Genomic DNA, 25,357 nt, shown 5'->3' with positions numbered 1-25,357 from the left:
ATTTTTCCCGCCTGCATTCGTTTTATAGGGACGACGCGCCTTTGCGCCTCCTGCCTACTGATGCGGATGCTGATAGATGAATGCTGAAGACTCCTTGAAACTTGCTCGCCGGTTTATCGGGTTGCCCCTGGAAAAGCGCCAGCTGTTCCTTGCGGCCTTGCACAAGGAGGGCGTGGATTTCGCCCGTTTTCCGATTCCGGCCGGCATCGAGGCCGAGAATCGCCAGGCGCTGTCGTACGCCCAGCAACGCATGTGGTTTCTCTGGCAACTGGACCCGCACAGCGGCGCCTACAACCTGCCGGGCGCGGTACGGCTGACCGGGCGCTTGAACCTGCCGGCGCTGGAACAGGCGTTCGCCAGCCTGGTGGCGCGGCATGAAACCCTGTGCACGGTGTTCCAGCGTCAGGCCGATGACCGCTTGCAGCAAGTGCCTGCCACGGCGCCGCTGCTGATCGAACAGGTAGATTTCAGCGCACTGCCTGCCGAGGAACGCGAACGGGCCGTGGTGCAAACCGCCGAACAGCAATCGCTGCTGCCGTTCGATCTGTCGACCGGTCCGCTGCTGCGGGTCACCTTGCTCAAGCTCGCCGAACAAGAGCACGTCCTGTTGCTGACCCTGCACCACATCGTCTCCGACGGCTGGTCGATGAACGTGCTGATCGACGAATTCATCCGCTGTTACGACGCCTTCGATGCCGGCACTCAGCCGCATCTGCCACCGTTGCCGATCCAGTACAGCGACTATGCCCTGTGGCAGCGCCGCTGGCTGGAGGCGGGCGAGCAGGCGCGGCAACTGGCGTACTGGCAGGCGCAATTGGGTGATGAACATCCGGTGCTGGAATTGCCGCTGGACCATTCGCGCCCGGCGATGCCGAGCTATCGCGGCACCCGTTACGAGTTCGCGGTCGAGGCGCAACTGGCCGAGCAACTGCGCAGCACCGCGCAGAAGCACAACATCACCCTGTTCATGCTGTTGCTCGGTGCCTTCAACGCTTTGCTGCATCGCTACACCGGGCAAACCGACATCCGCGTCGGCGTGCCCATCGCCAACCGCAACCGCGCGGAAATCGAAGGCCTGATCGGTTTCTTCGTCAACACCCAGGTGCTGCGTACCCAACTGGACGGCCAGACTCGGGTCGACGACCTGCTGCGCGCCATCAAGGAAACCGCCCTCGGTGCCCAGGCCCATCAGGACCTGCCGTTCGAGCGCCTGGTCGAAGCGCTGAAACTGGAGCGCAGCCTTAGCCACACGCCTTTGTTCCAGGTGATGTACAACCACCAGCCGCACGTGGCCGACATGGCCTCGGTCAGCACCGCATCCGGCCTGGTGCTGGGCAGCATCGACTGGCAAAGCCGTACCACCCAGTTCGACCTGACCCTCGACACCTGGGAGAAGGGCGGCAAGCTGCACGCCGCGCTGACGTATGCCAGCGACCTGTTCAAGGCCGAGACGATCGCGCACATGGCCCGGCACTGGACGCGCCTGTTGCAGGCGATAGTCGACGACTCGACGCAAAAAATCGGCGAGTTGCCGATGCTGACGACGGATGAGCAGCAAGTACTGGTGCAAGACTGGAACCGCACCGCCGAGGTGTATCCGGTCGATCAGTGCCTGCATCAGTTGATCCAGGCCCAGGCCCGACGCACCCCTGACGCGCCGGCGCTGGTATTCGGCGAGCGTCAGCTCAGCTACGCGCAACTCGATGCCCGCACCAGTCAACTGGCAAACGGCCTGCGCGAGCAGGGCGTCGGCCCGGATGTGCTGGTGGGCATCTGTGTCGAGCGTTCGCTGGACATGGTCATCGGCCTGCTGGCGATTCACAAGGCCGGTGGTGCTTACGTCCCGCTGGATCCGGAGTACCCGGCGGATCGCCTGGCCTACATGATCGACGATAGCGCGATTGGCCTGCTGCTCACGCAAAGCTCGTTGCTCGGTACACTGCCCACCAAGGGTGTCAAGGTCATCGCCCTGGACCAGGCGCAAGACTGGATTGATGGCTACAGCGAGACTTGCCCGCAGGTTGACGTGCATCCGTTGAACCTGGCCTATGTGATCTACACCTCTGGTTCCACCGGCAAGCCCAAAGGTGCCGGCAACAGTCACGCGGCGCTGGTCAACCGCTTGTGCTGGATGCAACAGGCTTATTCAATCGACGGCAGCGACTCGGTGCTGCAGAAAACCCCGTTCAGTTTCGACGTTTCGGTCTGGGAGTTTTTCTGGCCGCTGATGACCGGCGCACGCCTGGTGGTGGCGCCGCCGGGGGCGCACCGTGAACCGGCGCAGTTGATCCGCCTCATCGGTGGCTGCGACATCAGTACGCTGCACTTCGTGCCGTCGATGCTCCAGGCGTTCATCCACGAGCCGGGTGTCGAGGCTTGCACTGGCCTCAAGCGCATCGTGTGCAGCGGCGAAGCCTTGCCGCTGGATGCCCAGTTGCAGGTCTTCAAGAAGCTGCCGGGCGCCGGCTTGTACAACCTGTACGGGCCGACCGAGGCGGCCATCGACGTCACCCACTGGACCTGCATCGACGAGGGTGCCGCCAGCGTGCCCATCGGCCGGCCCATCGCCAACCTGCGCACCCATGTGCTGGATGCGCAATTGCTGCCGGTTCCGGCCGGCGTGGCGGGTGAGTTGTTCCTTGGCGGCGCCGGCCTGGCGCGCAGTTATCACCGGCGTCCGGCGCTCACCGCCGAGCGTTTCGTGCCGTGCCCGTTCCATGACGGCGCGCGCTTGTACCGCACCGGCGACCGAGTTCGGCAGCGCGCCGATGGGGTGATCGAATACCTCGGGCGTCTCGACCATCAAGTCAAAATGCGCGGCCTGCGCATCGAGCTGGGGGAAATCGAGACTCGGCTGATGCAGCATGCGCTGGTGCGCGAGGCCGTGGTGCTGGTGCAGGGCGGCAAGCATCTGGTGGCGTATCTGGTGCTGGACAACGCCAGTGCCGACCCGCAGTGGCCACAAACCCTCAAGGCCTGGCTGCTCGGCAGCCTGCCGGAATACATGGTGCCTACCTACCTGATGCCGCTGGACGCCTTGCCGGTGACCGCCAACGGCAAGCTCGACCGCAAGACTTTGCCGCAACCCGACGCCGCGCCACAGCAGGCATTCGTCGCGCCGCAAGATGCGATGCAGTCCGCGCTGGCGCAGATCTGGCAGGACGTACTGGGCGCAGAACGTGTGGGCCTTGAAGACAATTTCTTCGAGCTCGGCGGCGACTCGATCATTTCCATCCAGGTGGTCAGCCGCGCCCGCCAGGTTGGCATTCGCCTCAGTCCGCGTGACCTGTTCCAGTACCAGACCGTACGCAGCCTGGCGCTGGTCGCGGCGTTCGACAGCCGCAGCACCATCGATCAAGGCCCGGTCAGTGGCGAGGTGATCCTGACCCCGGCGCAGCATTACTTCTTCGAACAGGCCATCGCCCAGCGTCAGCACTGGAACCAGTCGCTGCTGCTGACGCCCCGGGAAGTGCTGAATCCGCAAGCGCTGGAACGGGCGTTGGTCGCCGTCATCAACCACCACGATGCCTTGCGCCTGCGCTTCATCGACGGTACCGAAGGCTGGCAGCAACGCCATGCAGCGCCGGTCGAGTGCGCTGGATTGTGGCTGCGTCGGGCGTCTTCGAGCGAAGCCTTGACCGCCCTGTGCGATGAGGCGCAACGCAGCCTCGATCTGGCAAGCGGGCCGCTGCTGCGCGCCTTGCTGGTCAGCCTCGACGATGGCAGCCAACGACTGCTGCTGGTGGTCCATCACCTGGCGGTGGACGGGGTGTCGTGGCGGGTGTTGCTCGAAGATTTGCAACAGGCTTACCGGCAAGTGGCGTTGCCCGAGAAAACCAGCGCTTATCAAGCCTGGGCCGTTCATCTGCAACAACATGCCGGCACAGTCGGTGCGCAAATGCCGTACTGGCAGGCGCAATTGGCGGATGCCCGGGACCTGCCGTGTGACAACCCGCAGGGCAGTTTGCAGTATCGCCACGGGCACAGGATCGAATCGCAACTGGACGCCGAACTGACCCGCCAGTTGCTGCAACAGGCACCAGCGGCCTATCGCACCCAGGTCAATGATCTGTTGCTCACAGCGTTGGCGCGGGTCATCTGCCGCTGGAGCGGGCAGGGCTCGACGCTGATCCAGCTTGAAGGCCACGGCCGCGAAGACCTGTCCGACGACCTCGACCTGAGCCGCACCGTCGGCTGGTTCACCAGCCTGTTTCCGGTGCGCCTGCAACCCGAGGCCGGGGCGGCCAGTTCAATCAAGTCGATCAAGGAGCAGCTGCGCGCCATTCCCGGTAAAGGCCTGGGGTACGGCGTGCTGCGTTACCTCGGTGAACCGGCGCAGCGCGAAGCCTTGCAACATTTGCCGGCACCGCGCATCACCTTCAACTACCTGGGGCAGTTCGACCGTCAGTTCGATGACGCTGCGCTGTTCGTACCGGCCGCGGAAAGCGGCGGCCAGGCTCAGGGCGACGATGCACCGTTGGCCAACTGGTTGACGGTGGAAGGCCAGGTGTATGGCGGGCAGCTCTCGCTGCAATGGGGTTTCAGCCGCGACATGTTTGCCGAATCCACGGTGCAGCAACTGGCCGACGCTTACACCGAAGAGCTCAAGGCGCTGATCGAACATTGCTGCACGACAGCGGCAGGCCAGGTCACACCGTCGGACTTCCCGCTGGCGCGCATCACTCAGGCCCAGCTCGATGCCTTGCCTGTCCCGGCACCGGCTATCGAGGACGTTTACCCGCTGACGCCGATGCAACAGGGCATGCTGTTCCACACCCTGTACGAACCCCAGGCCGAGGCCTACATCAATCAATTGCGCCTGGATATCCAGGGGCTGGAACTGGCGGCATTCGGCCGGGCCTGGCAGGCGGCGATCAACCGTCACGACATCCTGCGCAGCAGCTTCCACTGGCTGGGACTGGAGTCTGCGCACCAGGTGATTCATCGCCAGGTCGACCTGCAACTGCAAGTGATCGAAGCGGCCGACGTTGACCTCGATGCGTTGGCCGCCGAGGAGCGCAGCTGTGGCTTTGAGCTCGGTGCCGCGCCGTTGTTCCGTCTGATGCTGGTGCGTCAGGGTGCGCAAGACTGGCACCTGATCTACACCAGCCATCACATCCTCATGGACGGCTGGAGCAACGCCCAGTTGCTCGGCGAAGTGCTCCAGCATTATGCCGGCCAGACGTTGGCCAAGCCGTTGGGGCAATACCGCGATTATCTGGGCTGGATTCAACAGCAGCCGCTGCTGGCCGCTGAGCAGTACTGGAAGCAAGCGCTGGCGGCGCTGGAAACGCCGACGCTGCTGGCGCAAGCCTTGCCGACGCACGCCGATGGACGCGGCATGGGCGAACATCAATTGACCCTTGAGAATGCCGCGCTACAGCGTCTGAGCGACTTCGCCCGCCAGCAGAAAATCACTCTCAACACCTTGCTGCAAGGTGCTTGGGGCCTGTTGTTGCAGCGCTACACCGGCCAGGCCTGTGTGGCGTTCGGTGCAACGATTGCCGGACGATCCGCACCACTGCCGGGCATCGAGCAGCAGTTGGGGCTGTTCATCAACACCTTGCCGATCATTGCCAGTCCGCCAGCAGGCCAGTCCGTGGCCCAGTGGCTCAAGGACCTGCAAGCCCAGAACCTGAGTCTGCGCGAGTTCGAGCACGTGCCGCTGTACGACATTCAGGGCTGGGCCGGACAGCAAGGGGCGCTGTTCGACAGCCTGCTGGTGTTCGAAAACTTCCCGGTGGCTGAAGCCCTCAAGCAAGGGGCGCCGGCGGGCCTGACCTTCGGCGCGCTGCATAATCACGAAATCACCAGTTATCCACTGACCCTCGGCATCGAAGTCGGTGCCCACCTGCGTCTGGATTTCAGTTTCGACCGGGCCATGTTCAGTGCCGCGCAGATCAGCCAGTTGGGCGCCAGCCTGTTGCATGTACTGGAGCAATTCATCGCGCAGCCACAACAGGCGCTGGGCGCGATCAGCCTACTGAACCCTGAGGCACAGGCAAAGATGCTGGCGTGTTCCCGTCTGCCTGCGCCGCCAATCGACAGTCCGTTGCTGGTCCATGAGCGTTTCGAACAGCAAGCGGCACGCACGCCCGATGCACTGGCGGTGATGGTGGGTGACGAGCGCCTGACCTACGCCCAACTCAACGTGCAAGCCAATCAGCTCGCCCATCGCCTGCGCGCTCACGGTGTGGCACCGGGGCAGCGGGTGGGCCTGTCGGTGCGGCGCAATGCGCAGATGATCGTCAGCCTGATGGCCATCCTCAAGGCCGGCGCCGGTTATGTGCCACTGGATCCGGATTACCCGGCCGAGCGCCTGGCCTACATGATCGAAGACAGCGGCATGGACCTGCTGCTGGCGCAACCGGGCTTGCTGACCGATGTAGCGTTGCCGCAAGGTTTGCCGCGCCTGACGCTGGAGCCGGGCGCCGACGGTTACTCCACGGAAAACCTGGAAAACCTCGCCAGCGCCGAAGACCTGGCCTACCTGATCTACACCTCAGGCTCCACCGGACGCCCGAAAGGCGTATGCCTGGCCCATGCCGCGCTACGCGAGTTTTGCGTGATCGCGGCGGACTATTCGCAATTGGTCCCTGAAGACCGTGTGCTGCAATTCGCCACGTTCAGCTTCGACGGCTTTGTCGAGCAGTGCTACCCGCCACTGTGCGTTGGCGCGGCGCTGGTGATGCGCGGCGATGAGTTGTGGGACACCGACACGCTTTATCGGCAGATCATCCGGCACGACGTGACCCTGGCCGATTTGCCGGCAGCCTACTGGTTCCTGCTGGCTCAGGAGTGGGCCGCCCAGCCTCAGCGGGACAAGGGGCGTCTGCGTCAGGTCCACGTCGGTGGCGAGGCCATGTCGCTGGAAGGTTTGAAGCTGTGGCACGCGGCCGGTCTGGGCGATGTGCGCCTGCTCAATACCTATGGCCCGACCGAAGCCACCGTCGTTTCCAGTACCCACGAATGCACATTGGCCGATACCCGCAATCACATTGGCGTGCCCATCGGCAAAGCGCTGCCCGGTCGCGCGTTGTATGTGCTGGACAGCGAAGGGCACCTGCTGCCGAGCGGTTGTGTCGGCGAGTTGTGCATCGGCGGTGACGCCGGCCTTGCCCAGTGCTATCACCAGCGACCGGGCCTGAGCGCCGAACGCTTTATCGCCGATCCGTTTTCCGCCAATCCGGGTGCGCAGCTGTACCGCAGCGGCGACCTGGCGCGCTATCGCGAGGACGGTGCGCTGGAATACCTGGGGCGTATCGATCATCAGGTGAAGATTCGCGGTTTCCGGGTCGAGCTGGGTGAGCTGCAAGCGCACCTGCAAGGCCTGCCGATGATCAGCGAAGCCGCGGTGCTGGTGCACGAGGGCGTCGGCGGCAAGCAATTGATCGGCTATGTGGTGCCAGCTTCAGATGAACTGCTGGACGCGGATGCGCGTCAACTCACCGACACCGTGCGTCGCGCCTTGGGCGAGCGCCTGCCGGACTACATGCTCCCGGCGCAACTGGTGTTGCTGGCCGCGTTGCCGCTCAACCGCAACGGCAAACTCGACCGCGCCGCGTTGCCGGCCCCGCAGGTCTGGGAGGCCGAAGCCGGCAGCGCACCACAAGGGGCACTGGAAATCGAACTGGCGCAGATCTGGCAGCAGGTGTTGCAAGTCAGTCGCGTCGACCGCGAAAACAGCTTCTTCGAATTGGGCGGGCACTCGTTGCTGGCGACGCAAATCGTCTCGCAGATCCGCCAGCGCCTGGGCCTTTCAGTGAGCCTGCGTAGCCTGTTCGAACATCCGCGCCTTGAGGATTTCGCCGCTCAAGTGCAGACGCTGCAACACACCTGTGAGCGCCCGGCGCTGGTGGCCGACACCTCTGGCGAACGCCAGCCGTTGTCCTTTGCCCAGCAGCGCTTGTGGTTCCTGTGGAACCTGGAACCGGACAGTTCGATGTACAACATGCCGGGTGCCTTGCGCCTGCGGGGCGAGTTGAACCTCGACGCCCTGCGCCAGACCTTCGAAACCCTGGTGCAGCGTCACTCGGTATTGCGCACCACGTTCTACGAAGAAGACGGCCAGACCTGGCAACGGGTGCATCCGCAACTGCCGTTGAGCTTTGTCGACAGCGACCTGCGGCACCTGCCGGCGCCGGACGCCGAAGCACAACAGCTGGCCGGCGAAGAAGTCGCCCGGCCATTCGACCTGCGCCACGGTCCGTTGCTGCGGGTGCGAGTGCTGCGGGTCGCGGAGGATGAGCATGTGCTGTTGCTGACGGTGCACCACATCGTCGCCGATGACTGGTCGTTCCGTGTCCTGATCAATGAATTCGTCACGCTGTATCCAACCCTCAGCCGTGGCGAAACCCCGCAACTGCCGGCGCACAGCGTGCAGTACGCCGACTTCGCCAAATGGCAGCGCCAGTGGCTGGAGCAGGGCGGTGAACTGCAGCGCCAGCTCGATTACTGGCAGCAGCGCCTCGCTGAGCCACAAGCGGTGCTGGCGTTGCCCGCCGATGGTGACCAGCGCACCGCGCAAGCAGGCGCCGGCGCGCATTTCACCTTCAGTGCCGAACTGAGCCAGCAGTTGCGCGACTTTGCCCAGCAGCGCGATGTGTCGCTGTTCATGCTGCTGCTGAGCGGTTTCGCCCTGGTCCTGCGCCAGCGTACCGAGGTCAGTCGTGTGCGCATCGGCACCGATATCGCCAACCGAAATCAAGCCGGGCTTGAAGAAATGGTCGGCTTCTTCGTTAACCAACTAGTACTGCAAGTGGAGGTCGATGCCGAACAGTCGGCGGCGCAGTTGCTGGACGCCTGTCGCCGGGCGGTACTGGAGGCTTCGGACCATCAGGACCTGCCGTTCGAGCGTCTGGTGGAGGCCTTGCGCCTGCCGCGCCGCGCCGGACGTTCGCCGCTGTTCGACATCAAGCTGATTTACCAGGAAGGCGTTGGTCGCCTGCCGTCGATGGAGGGCCTGCAAGTCGAGGACTTCCCGTCCGGGCGACAGGCCGCCGAGATCGGCATGGTCGCTGCGTTCTACAACGACGCACAGCACATCCACCTGAGCTTCGAGACACCGGCCGGCCAGTACCTGCCGAGCACGCTGGAAAGTCTGTTCGAGCAGATTCAGGCGGTACTGGAGGCGCAGTTGCGCCGTGATCAGTTGCAGGTGGGCGAATTGCTGAACCTGGCCAGCGACGTGCAACGCCGCGCCGATGCGCGCTTGAGCGAGCAACGCAAGGCCTTGCTCGGTGGCGCCATGGCGATCAAGCGCCGCTCGGCGAACCGCGGCGCGCCGGCAGCGCAATCCGCAGCGGACTGATTCAGTCGGCGGCGCCCTTGAGCGTCGCCGTCATCATTTTCTGGAGGGGTTTATGACCGTTTCAACGACCAAGTCCATTCTCAAGATGGGTCGTGGTGCCCGCAAAAGCCTGTCCACCGATCCGACGCGGCTGGTGAGTTTTGCGCCGATGTTCGAAGACCACAGCATGCCGCTGGTGTGCCGTCCGGCCGTGTCCGGCGTGAGCCTGGTGGAATGGGCGACCCAGAATCGCGCGCTGATCGAAAGCAAGCTGCTGGAGCACGCGGTGATCCTGTTCCGTGGCTTCCAGGTGGCCGATATCGGCGAGTTCAACCGCTGCGTCGATGCGATTTCCGGCGGTGCCCTGGAGTACCTGTTCCGCGCCTCGCCACGGACCCAGATCACCGGCCAGTTCAAGATCTACAGCTCCACCGATTACCCGGCACCGGAGAAGATCTTCCCGCACAACGAACATTCGTATTCGCCGGTTTTTCCGCGTCACCTGTACTTCTACTGCGACACGCCGTCGACCACTGGCGGTGAAACGCCCTTCGGCGACACCCGCCGGATCCTCGCGCGGATCGATCCGGCGGTACGTGAAGAGTTTGCCCGTAAACGCATCATGTACGTGCGCAACTACGGCGACGGCATGGGCCTGCCGTGGCAGACCGTGTTCCAGAGCGAGGATCGCGCCGAGGTCGAAGCCTACTGCGCCAGAATCGGCATCCAGGCCGAGTGGAAATCCGGAAACCGCCTGCGCACCCGGCAGAACGGTCCGGCGATCGTGCGCCATCCATTGACCGGCGAGCGCATCTGGTTCAACCACGGCACCTTCTTCAACGCACTGACCCTGCCGGACAGCATTCGCGACAACCTGCTGCGTGAATTCGGCCCGCAAGACCTGCCGCAAAACACTTTCTTCGGCGACGGCTCGCCGATTCCCGACGAGGTGATCCGCCACCTGCAAGGCATCTACCGCGACGTGATGGTTGAGTTCGCCTGGGAGAAGGGCGACGTGGTCCTGCTCGACAACATCCTCAGCGTGCATGCGCGCAACGAATTCACCGGCTACAGAAAAATCCTCACGGCCATGGCCATCGCGCAGAAAAGCGCCGACCTGGATCAGGAATAAGGACACCCGACATGAACACCACCGCCCTCGAACCCTCGGTAGACGTATTCCAGACTTCGGCCCAGCAGGCCTTTTATTTGCGTGCCCAGGAGCTGGGTGCCCGGCCGCTGTTCGCCGCACTGACATTGCCGCTCGCCAGGCCGGTGGAAGCTCAGGTGTTGTGCAGAGCCGTGGAAACACTCGGCCGGCGCCATGAAATTCTGCGTACGGTGTACCGCCGTCTGCCGGGCATGAAATGGCCGGTGCAGAGCCTGTGCGATGCGCTGCCGGTCACGCTGCTGGGCAACCAGCCTTCGGTGGCCGAGGCCTTGAGCCGCAGCCGTGAAGTCATGGTTGAAGATTCGAATCAAGGGCTGGTGGTGGCGCCGGTCGAAGGCGAAGCAGGGCAGCATTTCATCACCCTGCTGACCCCGGCATGCAGCTTCGACGAGGCCTCTCTGCGGGTGCTGTCGGCCGAACTGGCCAGCCTGTTGCGCGGCGAAACCCTGGCCGACGACGAGGATGCACTGCAATACCTGGACTACAGCGCGTGGCAGGAAGAGCTGCGTGAAGAAGACATCGGCCACCAGGGCGCGGCGTTCTGGCGCAACCTGCAACAGCAGTTCGCCGTGGCCCATCGCTTGCCGTTCGAAAAAACCGTCGAGGTTTCCCTGGCCCGCTGTCTGGCCATACACACCGACGCCCATTGGCTCGCTGAGGTGCAACGGCTGGCGGCTGACCTGAAGGTCGAGGCGCAGCAAGTGGCGTTGCTGCTGTGGAGTGCATTTGTCGCCCGCATCGGCCAACAGGAAAAAGGCCTGATGGGCTGGCAGGTGGACGGTCGCAACGAGCAAACCGCCACCACTCTTGGCCGTTTCGCCCGGCGTTTGCCGGTGGCGTTCGAGCACCGTAGCCAGCAGACGCTGGCGCAAGCAATGGCAGCCTTTGCCGCCAGCGTCGAACAGTCGTTGTCGTGGCTCGATTGCCTCAACGAGTTCGAACTGAGCGCAGAGGGAGCCGCGCCGTTGCGTTACGGCTTCGTCTATCAGGCGGCCATTGAAAGCGCTATCGAGGTGGACGACGGCAACCCTGAAGTCCTGCGCCTGCGAGTGCAGGGTGATCAGTTGCAGTTGTCGTGTCTTGACGGTGCACTGCCCGAGTCGATGATGGCCGAATGGCTGGAGCAGTTTGTCGAGTTCAGCCGCCAGCTATTGGCGTCACCCGAACTGACCCTGGGTCAGGCTGAGCTGGTGAGTGCTGCGCAACGAACCCGATTGATCGATGGCTTCAATCCGAACGCCACCGCGCAGGCATTGCCGTGCCGCTTCCTCCACGAGTTGTTCAGCGAACAGGCGCGGCTGCATCCGCAGCGCATTGCCCTGAGTGTCAACGGCCAGCGCCTGACCTTTGCCGAGCTGGATGCGCGCTCCAACCAGGTGGCCAATGCCTTGCGCGGCCAAGGTGTGGCGCCGGACCAGATCGTGGCGGTCTACGGCCAGCGCTCGCTGGAAATCGTCATTGCGATGTTGGGCACGCTCAAGGCCGGTGCTGCGTACTTGCCGCTGGACCCGAACTACCCGATCGAGCGCCTGGCATTCATGCTGGCCGATACCGCTGCACGCCATGTGCTGGCCTGCCAACCGCTGCCGGACGCACTGGGTCGCGAGCAGAACATTTCACTGATGCCGGGGGCCGAGGTCTGGTCTGCCGCGCAAACCCGGCCTGAGCCACAAGGCGACAGTGCCAATCTGGCTTACGTCATCTACACCTCCGGTTCCACCGGCAAACCCAAGGGCGTGATGATCAGTCATGCCAACGCCGTGGCCTCGACCCTGGCGCGTAACGCCTTCTATCGCCAGCCGCTGCGCGGGTTCCTGATGCTCTCGTCGTTCTCCTTCGACAGCTCGGTGGCCGGGGTTTTCTGGGCGCTGGGGCAGGGCGCGACCCTGTGCCTGCCGGACGAAGACAGCTACAAGGACCCGGCGCGACTGGCCGAGTTGATCCAGCGCGAAGAGGTCTCCCACTACCTGACCTTGCCGTCCTACCACGCGCAGATTCTCGAACACCTCGACCGCCAGGCCCTTGCCTGTGTGATTGTCGCTGGCGAAGCGTGCAGCAATGCGCTGGTGCAGCGACATCGCGAGGCACTGCCGGGAGTGGCACTGGTCAACGAATACGGCCCGACCGAAGGCACCGTGTGGTGTTCGGCCTGGGAACTGCCCCTGGGCAATGACGACGACAGCATTCCCATCGGCCAGCCGATTGCCGGCATGCGCATCCACGTGCTCGGCCCGGACCTGCAACCGGTGGCCGTGGGCGTCGAAGGCGAGTTGTATGTCGGTGGTACCGGCATTGCCCGGGGTTATCTGCAGCGCGCCACGCTGACGGCCGAGCGCTTTGTTCCGGACTCATTCACCGCGAGCACGGGCCAGCGCCTGTACCGCACCGGCGACCTGGCGCGCTATCGCGCCGATGGCGTGCTGGAGTATCTGGGCCGGGTCGACCACCAGGTGAAAATCCGTGGTTTCCGCATCGAGTTGGGCGAGATCGAAGCGGCCATGCGCAGTGCGCCGGGTATCGAGGACGCCGCCGTGATTGCCGACCAAACCCCGACCGGCCCGCAGCTGTTGGGCTTTGCGGTGTCCCCGGCCGACACCGCCGACATCCGCCTCAACGAGTTGCGCAGCCACCTGGCCGAGGCTCTGCCCGAGCACATGCAGCCGGCGCGCTTGCAGGTGCTGGAGCGTTTCCCGCTGATGCCCAACGGCAAACTCAACCGCCAGGCCTTGCTCGATCTCGACGTGCGCCGCAGCGCCTTCGTCGCGCCGCGCAACGAACTGGAGAAAAGCCTCGCGGCGATCTGGGCCGAATCGCTGCACGTCGAGCGCGTCGGCGTGCACGACAACTTCTTCGAACTCGGCGGGCACTCACTGTTGGCCACGCGCATTCGTGCACGGATTCAGGAAGAGCTGAACCTGGCGATCCCGCTCAAGCTGTTTTTCGACGGTGACACCCTGGAACGTCTGGCGGCGCAGATCGAGCAGTTCCGTCAGCAAAGTGAACACCCGGAAAACGCTGTAGACGCCCTCGAAGCGTTGTTCGACGAAGTGGATGAGGAACACGCGCAATGAGTGCCGCACCGGACAGAATGATGACCCTGGCCCAGCGATTCTGTGGCTTGAGCACGGACGCCCGGCGTGCGTTGCAACAGAAGATGCACGCTCAGGGACTGACCCTTGAACTGCTGCCGATTCCGCCACGGGACCGCATCGTCGACACGTTGCCAGCGTCCTACGCGCAGCAGCGCTTGTGGTTCCTCTGGCAGATGCAACCCCAGGCCACCGCTTACAACCTGACCGGAGCCTTCCGCCTGAGCGGTGAGCTGGACCGCGATGCGCTGGCGCAAACCCTGGTGACTCTGGTGCAACGTCATGAAGTGTTGCGCACCACCTTTGTCTTCGATGACCGGCAAGTGCTGCAACACATCCACCCGCAGATGGACACCCCGCTGGTCGAGGCCACGGCGGCCAACGAGGTCGAACTGCAACGCCAGATCGCCCTCAACGCCGGGCAGCCATTCGACCTGCAGCACGGCCCGTTGATGCGTTGCCGCTTGATTCGCCTCGATGCGCAGCAACATGTACTGGTGCTGACCTTGCACCACATCGTCACCGATGGCGGCTCGCTGCCGATCCTGTTGCAGGAATTCACCCAACTCTACGGGCAATTGAGCGCCGGGCAGAACGCGCAGCTACCGGAGCTGGGCATTCAGTACGCCGACTTCGCCCGCTGGCAGCGCCTGTGGCTGGAGGCGGGCGAGGCTGAGCGCCAGCTCGACTATTGGCGCCGGCAGCTGGGTAACGAACACCCGCCACTGAACCTGCCGACCGACCGTCGTCGCCCGGCGATCCCGAGCCAGCAGGGTGCCAGCGTCGAGCTGGACATCTCTGCCGCACTGACCGCTCGACTGCGTGAGCTCGCCCGCCGTGAAGGCTGCACCCTGTTCATGGTGCTGATGGCCGCGTTGCAGGCGTTGTTGCATCGTTACAGCGGTGAACAGGACATTCGCGTCGGCGTGCCGATTGCCAACCGCACCCGCCAGGACGTGGAAAATCTGCTGGGCTTTTTCGTCAACACCCAAGTGCTGCGCAGTCAGCCCCGGGCCGACCAGCCATTCGTGCAATTGCTGGCCGAGATCAAGGCCGCGGCACTCGGCGCGCAGGCCCATCAGGACCTGCCGTTCGAGCAACTGGTCGACGGTTTGGGCGTCGAGCGCAGCCTGAGCCACACGCCGCTGTTTCAGGTGATGTTCAACCACCAGCGTGACAGCGGCGACCCGCAACGCTGGGACTTGCCGGGCCTGAGCGTCGAACCGCTGATCTGGGACGAAAAGACCACCAAGTTCGACCTGATGCTCGACACCGTCGAAGGCGACGAGGGCATCCACGCCTCGTTCGTGTATGCCACCGAATTGTTCGACGCCTCGACCATCGAGCGTCTCGGCCGGCACTGGCTGAACCTGTTGCAGGCGATCTGCACGGATAGCACGGTTGCCTTGGCGGACCTGTGCATGCTCGACGCCTGCGAGCAGCAGGCCACTTTGCTCGACTGGAACCGCAGCGCCGTATTGAACGTCGATCAGGCGAACGCTTTGTGCGCCCATCAACTGATCGAAGCCCAGGCCGCCGCGCACCCGCACAACATCGCCGTGACCTGCGACGGCGTCACCCTCACTTACGCCGAACTGAACCGTCGCGCCAACCGCATCGCCCATCGCCTGCGTGAGCGCGGCGTCGGCCCGGACGTATTGGTGGGCATCGCCCTGGAGCGTTCGCTGGAGATGATCGTCAGCCTGCTGGCGATTCTCAAGGCCGGTGGCGCCTATGTGCCGCTGGACCCGGAGTACCCGCAGGATCGCCTGGCCTACATGCTCGCCGACAGCGGCACGCGCCTGCTGCTGACCGATTCCGGGCTGTTGCCCCGCCTGCCATTGAACGAGCAGATCGAAGTGATCTGCCTCGATCACGCCAGCGACTGGCTGTTTGAGGCCAGTGCCGACAACCTGCCGAACCTGAGCGCTCCCGCGAACCTGGCCTACGTCATCTACACCTCCGGTTCCACCGGCAAACCCAAAGGCACGCTGCTGCCCCACAGCAACCTGACGCGGCTGTTCAGCGCCACCGAGCACTGGTTTGGTTTCAACGCGGACGACGTCTGGAGCCTGTTCCACTCCTATGCCTTCGACTTTTCCGTGTGGGAAATCTTTGGCGCGTTGTTCTACGGCGGCAAACTGGTGGTGGTGCCCCACGCGGTCAGCCGCTCCCCGGAAGACTTCGCCCGTTTACTCAGTAATGAGGGGGTCACGGTACTCAACCAGACCCCCTCGGCCTTCCGTCAGTTGATGCCTTACGCCTGCGCCAACGCGCCAGGCATGGCCCTGCGGTATGTGGTGTTCGGCGGCGAGGCGCTGGACGTGGCCAGCCTGCGTCCGTGGTACGACGCCTTCGACGACCGGCAGCCGTTGCTGATCAACATGTATGGCATCACCGAAACCACGGTGCACGTGACCTGGCGACCGCTGTCCCGCGCTGACCTTGATGGCGCCAACAGCTCGCCGCTGGGGGAACCGATCGGCGACCTGCGCTGGTACGTGCTCGACCCGCGCCTGAACCCGGTGGCCAAGGGCTGCGTTGGTGAGCTTTACGTTGGCGGCGCCGGCCTGGCCCGGGGTTATCACCAGCGTGCCGATCTGACCGCCACGCGGTTTGTGCCGGACCTGTTCGCCGCCGAGTCGGGCGCGCGTCTGTATCGAACCGGCGATCTGGCGCGTTACTGCACCGATGGCAGCATCGAGTACGCCGGGCGTATCGACCATCAGGTGAAGATCCGTGGCTTTCGCATCGAGCTGGGGGAAATCCAGGACCGCCTGCAAAGCCATCCGGCCATCGAGCAAGCATTGGTGTTGGCACCTGAGGTCAATGGCAGCCCGCAACTGGTCGCGTGGTTCACGGTTAGCCACAACGACAGCGATCTGCGCCAGTCCCTGCGCGAACATTTGCAGGCCGGTTTGCCGGACTACATGGTGCCGGCGCACCTGATCAAACTCGATCACTGGCCGCTGACCAGCAACGGCAAACTCGATCGCGGTGCATTGCCCAAGCCCGACGCGGTGCTGCTGCAGCAGGCTTACACGGCGCCGATGGATGAACTGCAAACCGGGTTGGCGGCGATCTGGCAAGACGTGCTCAGGCTCGAGCGCGTCGGCATCGACGACAACTTCTTCGAACTGGGCGGCGACTCGATCATCTCGATCCAGGTGGTCAGCCGCGCCCGTCAGGCCGGGATCCGCATCACCCCGCGCGATCTGTTCCAGCACCAGACCGTACAGAGCCTGGCAAAGGTCGCGGTACGCAGTGCCGGGCTGGTCATCGATCAGGGTCCGGTGCGCGGCGAAGTGCTGCTGACGCCGATCCAGCACTGGTTCTTCGAGCAAGCCATCGAGGCCCGTCATCACTGGAACCAGTCGGTATTGCTGGAACTGCACGAGCCATTGGACAGCGGCTGCCTGCAACAAGCGCTGGCGGCGTTGCTGGAACATCACGATGCCCTGCGTTTGCGCTGGCATCAGGTAAATGGCGTGTGGCATCAGGCACAAGCCGAGCACTGGAGCAGCGCCGAGGTGCTGTGGCAGCGTCAGGCGGCAAACGCCGATGAGCTGCTTGACCTGTGCAACGACGCGCAAGCCAGCCTGAGCTTGCAGGACGGCCCGCTGTTGCGTGCCTTGCTGGTGGACATGGGCGCCGCAGGCCAACGCCTGCTGCTGGTGGTGCACCACCTGGCGGTGGACGGCGTGTCCTGGCGTCTGCTGCTTGAAGACCTGCAAACCGCTTACGCTCAAGCACGTCAGGCCGAGCCGTTGCGCCTGCCGGCCAAGACCAGCGCCTACCAGGCCTGGGCCGCACATTTGCAACGGCATGCCCGCAGCCCGGAACTGGAGGCGCAAGCCGCTTACTGGCAAGCCCAATACCACGAAGTCGCACTGGAGCTGCCCGCCGACAACCCCGACGGCAGCCTGGCCAGCCAGCATGCGGTGAGTGTGGAAACCGTGCTCGACAGCACCTTCACCCGCCAACTGCTGCAAGATGCTCCGGCGGCTTACCGCACCCAGGTCAACGACCTGTTGTTGACCGCCCTGGCGCGGGTGCTGGGCCAATGGACCGGCCAGTCGTCGACGCTGGTGAAGCTCGAAGGCCACGGCCGCGAAGACCTGTTCGACGACATCGACCTGACCCGCACCCTGGGCTGGTTCACCTCGATTTTTCCGGTGAAACTCACCCCGGCTGGCGATCTGGCCGGCAGCATCAAGGCCGTCAAGGAACAGCTGCGCGCCGTGCCCGACAAAGGCATCGGCTTCGGCATACTGCGTTATCTGGCCGATGCCGGCCTTGAGGATTTGCCGTCACCCCAAGTCACCTTCAACTACATGGGCCAGTTCGACGCCAGCTTCGACGAGCAGGCGCCGTGGCGTCCGGCCAGGGAAAGCGGTGGCGCCGAGCAGGGCGCGTCGGCCGAACTGGACCGGGGCCTGAGCATCAACGGCCAGGTGTATGCCGGGCAACTGCGCCTGAGCTGGACCTTCAGCAGCGAAGTGTTCAAACCGCAAACGGTGCAGCGCCTGGCCGATGCCTACACCGCTGAACTGCAACAGCTGATCGAACATTGCCTCAGCGGTGCCGGCGGGTTGACCCCGAGCGACGTGCCGCTGGTGCACGTCGATCAGGTGCAACTGGATGCCTTGCCGCTGGCGGCCAGCCAGATCGAAGACATCCTGCCGTTGTCGCCTATGCAACAGGGCATGTTGTTCCACAGCCTGTTCGCCCCGGATGCCGGTGCCTACGTCCCGCAAATGCGCGTGGATGTGCAGGGGCTGGACGTCGAGGCCTTCCGCAATGCCTGGCAGCAGACGCTGGAGCGTCATGAAGTGCTGCGCGCGGCGTTCTTCAGCGAGAGCAATGGCTCGCGACCGCTGCAAGTGATCCTGGCCGACGCCACGTTGCCGCTGACCGTGCTCGACTGGCGCGACCGGCCTGATCTGCCCCAGGCGCTGGAGCGTCTGGCCGAGGATGACCGCCTGCGCGGTTTCGACCTGACGGCGGCGCCGTTGCTGCGCCTGACCCTGGTGCAGACTGCCGGTGACAACCATCACCTGATCTTCACCAACCACCACATCCTGCTGGACGGCTGGAGCACCTCGCAGTTGTTCGGTGAAGTGCTGCAGCGCTACTCCGGCGTCCTGCCCGCGCCGGGTGTTGGCCGTTACCGCGATTACATGGCGTGGCTGGGGACTCGCGACCGTGCCGCGTGCGAAGCCTTCTGGCTGGAGCAATTGCAGTCGTTCACCGAGCCAACGCGATTGGCCGGTGCCTTGCCGGGGTCGGTTGCAGGGCAGGGTGGTCATCGCACCCTGCACCTGAGCCTGGGCCGCGCGGCCACCGAGCGTCTGAACGGGTTTGCCCGCCAGGCCCGCGTCACGCCCAACACCCTGCTGCAAGCGGCATGGCTGTTGATATTGCAGCGCCACACCGGGCAGCCAACCGTGGCGTTCGGCGCCACGGTGTCGGGGCGCCCGAGCGAATTGCAAGGCATCGAGCAGCAGATCGGTCTGTTCATCAACACCTTGCCGGTGATCGCCACACCGCACCCCGAGCGCACGGTCAGCCAATGGATCGATGAAGTCCAGGCGCTCAACCTGCGGTTGCGCGAAGTCGAATACACACCGCTGGCGGACGTGCAGCGCTGGGCCGGTCACTCCGGCGAGGCGCTGTTCGACACCCTTCTGGTGTTCGAAAACTACCCGGTGGCGCAAGCGCTGGAGGAGGGCAACAGTAGCGCGTTGAAATTCTCCGGGATCACTCATCACGACCAGACCAGTTTCCCCTTGGCGATTGCCGCCGAGCTGGGCGACTGCCTGGACCTGCGTTTCAACTACGACACGGCGCTGTTCAGCGCCGAGGCAATCGAAGGTCTGGGCACACGTTTGGTTGCGTTGCTCGATGCCATGGTCAGTGCACCGCAACAGCCATTGGGGCGCTTGAGCCTGCTCGATGCCGCGCAAACCGCGCAGCAGGTCGAAGGCTTCAACCGCACTGCGCGGAGCTGGGCGGATGTGCGCCCGGTCTACCAGTGCTTCGAAGCCCAGGTACTGCAAACCCCGGACGCCCCGGCCCTGGTGTTTGCCGGCCAGCCCCTGAGTTATCGCGAGCTCAACCAACGGGCCAACCGCCTGGCGCACCTGCTGCGCAGCCAGGGTGTGGGCGCCGAGGTGTTGGTGGGTATCGCGGCCGAACGTTCGCTGGAGCTGGTCATCGGTCTGCTGGCAATCATGAAGGCCGGTGGCGCCTACGTGCCGCTGGACCCGGACTACCCACGCGAACGCCTGGAGCACATGTTCGACGACAGTGGCGTGCACTTGCTGTTGACCCAGCGTCATCTGCTTGCGCAGTTGCCGATTCCGGCCGCCACCACGGCGATTTGTCTCGACGACCTGGGCGGATTGCTCGATGGCCTGAGCGAAGAAAACCTGCCCTGCGTGGTCGAGTTGCAATCGCTGGCCTACATGATCTACACCTCTGGCTCCACGGGGAAACCCAAGGGCGCGGCCAACCGTCACGATGCCTTGTACAACCGTCTGGCGTGGATGCAGGGCGCCTATCCGCTGGACGGACGCGACACCGTGCTGCAGAAAACCCCGTTCAGTTTCGACGTGTCGGTCTGGGAGTTCTTCTGGCCGTTGATGACCGGCGCGCGCCTGGTCGTGGCCGAACCGGGTGCCCATCGCGATCCGGCGCAACTGGTCAGCCTGATCGAGCAGTACCGGGTCAGCACCCTGCATTTCGTGCCGTCGATGTTGCAGGCGTTTGTCCAGGGCGAAGGTTTCGAACGGTGCGTCAGCCTGCGCCAGATCCTGTGCAGCGGCGAAGCGTTGTCGGCGGATTTGCAGCGCAGCCTGTTCCAAGTGCTGCCGAACGTTGGCCTGTACAACCTGTATGGCCCGACCGAAGCGGCCATCGACGTGACCCATTGGACCTGCGTCGACGACGGCGGCATCAGCGTGCCGATCGGCCAGCCGATTGCCAACCTGGTGACCTACATCCTCGACGACAGCCTGCAACCGCAAGTGGCGGGCTGCGTCGGTGAGCTGTACCTGGGCGGCATCGGCCTGGCTCGTGGTTATCACAAGCGTCCGGACCTGACCGCCGAACGCTTCGTCGCCAGCCCGTTTGGCGAGCAGGGTGGGCGCCTGTACCGCACCGGCGACCTGGCGCGTTACCGCAAAGACGGCGTGATCGAATACGTCGGGCGCATCGACCATCAAGTGAAGATCCGCGGCCTGCGTATCGAGCTGGGGGAAATCGAAGCCTGCCTGCTGGAGCATCCGTCGGTGCGCGAAGCGGTGGTGATCGCCCTCGATGTCGGCAAATCCAAACAGTTGGTGGCCTATGTCGTAGGTGATGCCGCCATCGAGCCACTCAAACAACATCTGCGTCAGGCGCTGCCCGAACACATGCAGCCGAGCCACGTGCTGCTGCTCGATCAGTTGCCGGTCACGCCCAACGGCAAGCTTGACCGCCGCGCGCTGCCACAACCGGACCAGCAAGTGCGCGAGTACGTCGCGCCGCGCAATACCGTGGAATCGACGTTGCAAGGGGTGTGGCAAGCGTTGTTCGAAGTGCCGCTGGTGGGCATGCACGACAACTTCTTCGAACTGGGCGGCGACTCTATCGTCTCGATCCAGGCCGTCAGCCGCGCACGCAAGGCCGGTTTGAGCATTTCCCCCAAGGACGTGTTCAGCCATCCGACCCTGGCCGAGCTGGCTACGGTGGCCCAACCGGTCGTGGCGGATGAAACCGGGCTGGCGTTGGTTGCACCGGCAGCGAAAATCGAGCTGAGTGACGCGCAGTATCAAGCGCTGGATTTGACGGCGGACGAAGTCGAAGACGTCTATCCGCTGTCGCCGATGCAGCAAGGCATGCTGTTTCACTCGGTGCAGGACGGCGAATCGGGGCTCTACGTCAACCAGATCGAAGTGGGCGTGCGCGGCGTTGACGGTACGCGCTTCCGTGAAGCCTGGGCCGATGCCGCCCGCCGTCATGCAATTCTGCGCACCGCATTCCTCTGGGAAGGCGATAAGGAGCCGCTGCAAGTGGTGCGGCGCGATGCGCCTTCGCTGTTGACCGAACTGGACTGGCGCGGGCTGGATGATCAGCCTGGGCGCGTCCGCCAACTGGCCCGGGAGGAACGCGAACGCGGCTTCTCGCTGAACCGTGCACCCTTGCTGCGCCTGTTGCTGGTGCGTATGGAAGACGACCGCTATCGCCTGATCTGGACCTACCACCACATCCTCATGGACGGCTGGAGCGTGTCGCGCCTGATCGGTGAAGTGCTGCGCCATTACCGTGGTGATGAGCACGAGCCGGTGGCCGCTTATCGCGACTACATCGACTGGCTCGGTCAGCAAGCAGCGGAGGCCAGCGAGGCGTTCTGGAAAGGCAAACTCAGTAACCTCGAAGGCGCCACGCATCTGGCCCGCGCCTTGCCGGTCAAGGCGCCGCAAGCGGGTTACGACGCGATCTATACGCATCTGAGTGCCGGGCAGACCGCAGGATTGCAGGCCTTTGCCCAGCAACAGCAAGTGACGCTCAACACCTTGGTGCAAGCCGCGTGGCTGTTGCTGTTGCAGCGCTACACCGGCCAGCGCACGGTGACGTTCGGCGCCACCGTGTCCGGACGTCCGGAAACCCTCAACGGCTCGGAAAACATGCTCGGGTTGTTCATCAACACCTTGCCGGTGGTCAACACGGTGCCGACCGACATGAACGTCGGTGACTGGCTGCGCGAGATCCAGGCCTATAACCTCGACATCCGCGACTTCCAGCAAACACCGCTCAGCGATATCCAGCGCTGGGCCGGGCAGGGCGGGCAGGCGTTGTTCGACAGCATCATCGTCTTCGAAAACCAGCCGGTGGACCGCACCCTGCGCGAATGGAACGGCGACTCGCTGCGCTTCGAAGACGTCAGCGACTTCGGCCTGACCAGCTTTGCCATGGACCTGATGGTCAGCCTCGACGAGGGGCTGCGCATCGAGTACATGCACCAGCGCGATCAGTTCGATCTGGCGACCGTCGAAATCCTGCGCAGCCACATGGAAAGCCTGCTGCAGCGCCTGTGTGACAACGCCGGACGCGCCGTCGGCGAGCTGGGCCTGTTGACCCTGGACGAAGGCCGGGCGCTGGACGGCGAACGGCCGGTAGTGGCCGACGGTGACGAGACGCCGGTGCACGAGCTGATCCGTCAGCGTGCGCGCCGACAACCGGATCACACGGCGCTGGTCCTGAGCCATGCCGACCGCGATGCCGAACACTTGAGCTACGCCGAGCTGGACCGGCGCTCCGATGCTTTGGCGGTGCATCTGCTGGAACAAGGCGTGCAGGCCGAAGACGTGATCGGCGTGTTCATGGAGCGTTCGCTGGAGCTGGTGGTGTCGCTGTTGGCGGTGATGAAGTGCGGTGCCGCCTATGTGCCGCTGGACCCGCAATACCCGCAGGAACGCCTGCGCTACATGATGGCCGACAGCGACATGCGCTTGCTGCTGACCCAGGAACGGCTGCGCGATTCGGCGCAGCTTGATCCCGGCACGGCCATGGTCGCGGTGGACCGCCTGGACCTCGACATCGACGTGCCGACGCCGCAACGCACTGTGCACGCCGAGCAATTGGCCTACCTGATCTACACCTCCGGTTCGACCGGCAAACCGAAAAGCGTCGCCGTGGCCCACGGGCCATTGAGCATGCACGTGCAAGCCATCGCCGAGCTGTACGAAATGGACCCGGACAATCGCGAACTGCATTTCATGTCGTTCGCCTTCGATGGCGCCCATGAACGCTGGATCACCGCGCTGATCAGCGGTTCCACCCTGGTGATCCGCGACAACACCTTGTGGACCGCCGAACAGACCCTGGCCGTGCTGCACCGCCAGCGCATCAGCGTCGCCTGCTTCCCGCCGGCGTACCTGCTGCAACTGGCCGAGCACGCCGAATTGCAGGGCGGTGAGCCGCCGCCGGTGCGCATCTATTGCTTCGGTGGCGATGCGGTGCCGGACGCGACGTTCGAGCGGGTCAAACACAGGCTCAAGCCGCAATACCTGGTCAACGGCTACGGGCCGACTGAAACCGTGGTCACGCCGCTGCTGTGGAAAATCGCCGCCGACGGCCATTGCCAGGCGATGTACGCGCCGATTGGCCAACGCGTCGGTAGCCGCAGCCTGCACGTGCTGGACATGGACCTCAACCCGCTGCCGGTGGGCATGGTCGGTGAGCTGTACATTGGCGGACGGGGTGTCGCGCGCGGCTACCATCGTCACCCGTGGCTGAGCGCCGAGCGCTTCGTCGCCGATCCTTTCAGCACCGAAGGCGGGCGCCTGTACCGCACCGGCGACCTGGTGCGCCGCCGCGAGGATGGCGTGTTCGATTACGTCGGGCGTATCGACCATCAGGTCAAGGTGCGCGGCTTCCGCATCGAGCTGGGCGAAATCGAAGCGCGCTTGCGCGAGCAGGCCGGGGTCAACGATGCGCTGGTGGTGGTGCGTGACAACGGGCAGGGGCCGCAACTGGTGGGCTATGTGGTGGCGGCTGAGGACGAGGGCCTCGGCCCGCGTTGCCAGGCGGCATTGCGCGAGAGCCTACCCGACTACATGGTGCCGACCCATGTCGTGGTGCTGCCGTGCTTCCCGTTGACCCCCAACGGCAAGCTCGACCGCAAGGCCTTGCCGGATCCGGCCTTCACCGGCCGTGACTACGTGGCACCGCGCACGCCACTGGAATGGGCGTTGGCGGACATCTGGCAACAGGTGCTGGGCATCGACAAGGTCGGTATCACCGACAACTTCTTCGAGTTGGGTGGCGATTCGCTGCGCACCCTCAAGGTGATCTCGAAAGTCCGTGCCCTGAATCAGCCGGGCTTCCAGTTGAAACTGCGCGACATGATGGCCAGGCCGACGATTGCCGGGCTGTCCGGTGTCGATGAGCAGCCGCTGCGGCAGCGCCCGCAACCGCTGCTGTTGCTCAATCAGGTGGTCGATGATCAGCCGCCGCTGTTCTGCCTGCACGCCGGTTTCGGCACGGTGTTCGATTACGAGCCATTGGCCCGGCGCCTGGATGGCGAGCGCACGGTGTACGGCGTGCAATGCCGGATGCTGCTCGACCGGCAGTGGCACGACACCTCGCTTGCGCAGATGGCCGCCGACTACGTCGAGGCGATCCGCGCCCGGCAACCTCAGGGGCCGTACCACGTGCTGGGCTGGTCGCTGGGCGGGACGTTGGCGTTGCTGGTGAGTGATTTGTTCGAACAGCAAGGCCAGCGGGTGGCATTCGTCGGCCTGGTGGACAGTTTTGTGCCAACCCAGGCCAATGCCGTCGCCAGCCCGGATGAGTGGCGAGTGGATCTGGGCGAATTCCTGGGTGCAACGTTGGGTATGGATGGCGAGGTGATTGACCGGGCGTTGCGTGGTGAGTCGGCGGGAGACCACGACGCGGTGGCGCGGATCATTCGCGCGGTGATCGACAGCGAAAGTGATCAGGCCAGCGGGTACGCGCTGCTCGGTGCCGATGAGTTGGCCCAGACGTTCATGGTCAGCACGCGCTTGAAGGCGCTGTCGCGGCAGGTCGAGACCTTGCCGATTCCCCAGGCCGAGCTGCATTGCTGGTGGGCCGATGGCAACCCGACTGCCGAACGCGCGACCCTGGAGCGTCAGCAACCACGGCTGCGCAAGGTGCAGACTGTAACGGCGGGCCACTTCGATATCCTGCAACAGGACGAATGCCTGGACGCCGTGGTGGCGCTGCTTGGCCGGGAGGTGGTACCGCAGCTCTAGGGCTTGCCCGCGACAAAAACAGGCTCGC

The 25,357-nt window shown here is 64.4% G+C and carries 4 protein-coding genes; all 4 read left to right on the top strand.

Annotated features, from left to right (window positions below; genetic code table 11):
• Positions 1-76 precede the first annotated feature (76 nt).
• Genes AC06G5_RS21245 through AC06G5_RS21230 form a run of 4 tightly spaced genes read left to right on the top strand, consistent with a single transcriptional unit; the run spans position 77 to position 25,329 of the window.
• Positions 77-9,310 (top strand): amino acid adenylation domain-containing protein, encoded by a 9,234-nt coding sequence (locus tag AC06G5_RS21245; protein ID WP_480458274.1) that lies wholly within the window; start codon positions 77-79, stop codon positions 9,308-9,310.
• Between the two features lie 52 nt (positions 9,311-9,362).
• Positions 9,363-10,421, top strand: coding sequence for a TauD/TfdA family dioxygenase (locus tag AC06G5_RS21240; protein WP_480458273.1), 1,059 nt, complete (start codon positions 9,363-9,365; stop codon positions 10,419-10,421).
• A gap of 11 nt (positions 10,422-10,432) precedes the next feature.
• Positions 10,433-13,531: a non-ribosomal peptide synthetase gene (locus tag AC06G5_RS21235; protein ID WP_480458272.1), complete on the top strand. Its 3,099-nt coding sequence runs from the start codon at positions 10,433-10,435 to the stop codon at positions 13,529-13,531.
• Positions 13,528-25,329, top strand: coding sequence for an amino acid adenylation domain-containing protein (locus AC06G5_RS21230; protein WP_480458271.1), 11,802 nt, complete (start codon positions 13,528-13,530; stop codon positions 25,327-25,329). Before AC06G5_RS21235 ends, AC06G5_RS21230 begins: the two co-directional genes overlap by 4 nt.
• Positions 25,330-25,357: the final 28 nt, after the last annotated feature.

The sequence above is a fragment of the Pseudomonas sp. WT-JTC genome, assembly GCF_056711565.1.
The sequence above is the reverse complement of the archived record's forward strand: the minus strand, read 5'-3'. Positions and strand labels throughout refer to the sequence as shown.

Coding starts and splice junctions, on each gene's coding strand:
- AC06G5_RS21245 (WP_480458274.1), top strand. CDS start 77: ATGAATGCTGAAGACTCCTTGAAACTTGCTCGCCGGTTTATCGGGTTG.
- AC06G5_RS21240 (WP_480458273.1), top strand. CDS start 9,363: ATGACCGTTTCAACGACCAAGTCCATTCTCAAGATGGGTCGTGGTGCC.
- AC06G5_RS21235 (WP_480458272.1), top strand. CDS start 10,433: ATGAACACCACCGCCCTCGAACCCTCGGTAGACGTATTCCAGACTTCG.
- AC06G5_RS21230 (WP_480458271.1), top strand. CDS start 13,528: ATGAGTGCCGCACCGGACAGAATGATGACCCTGGCCCAGCGATTCTGT.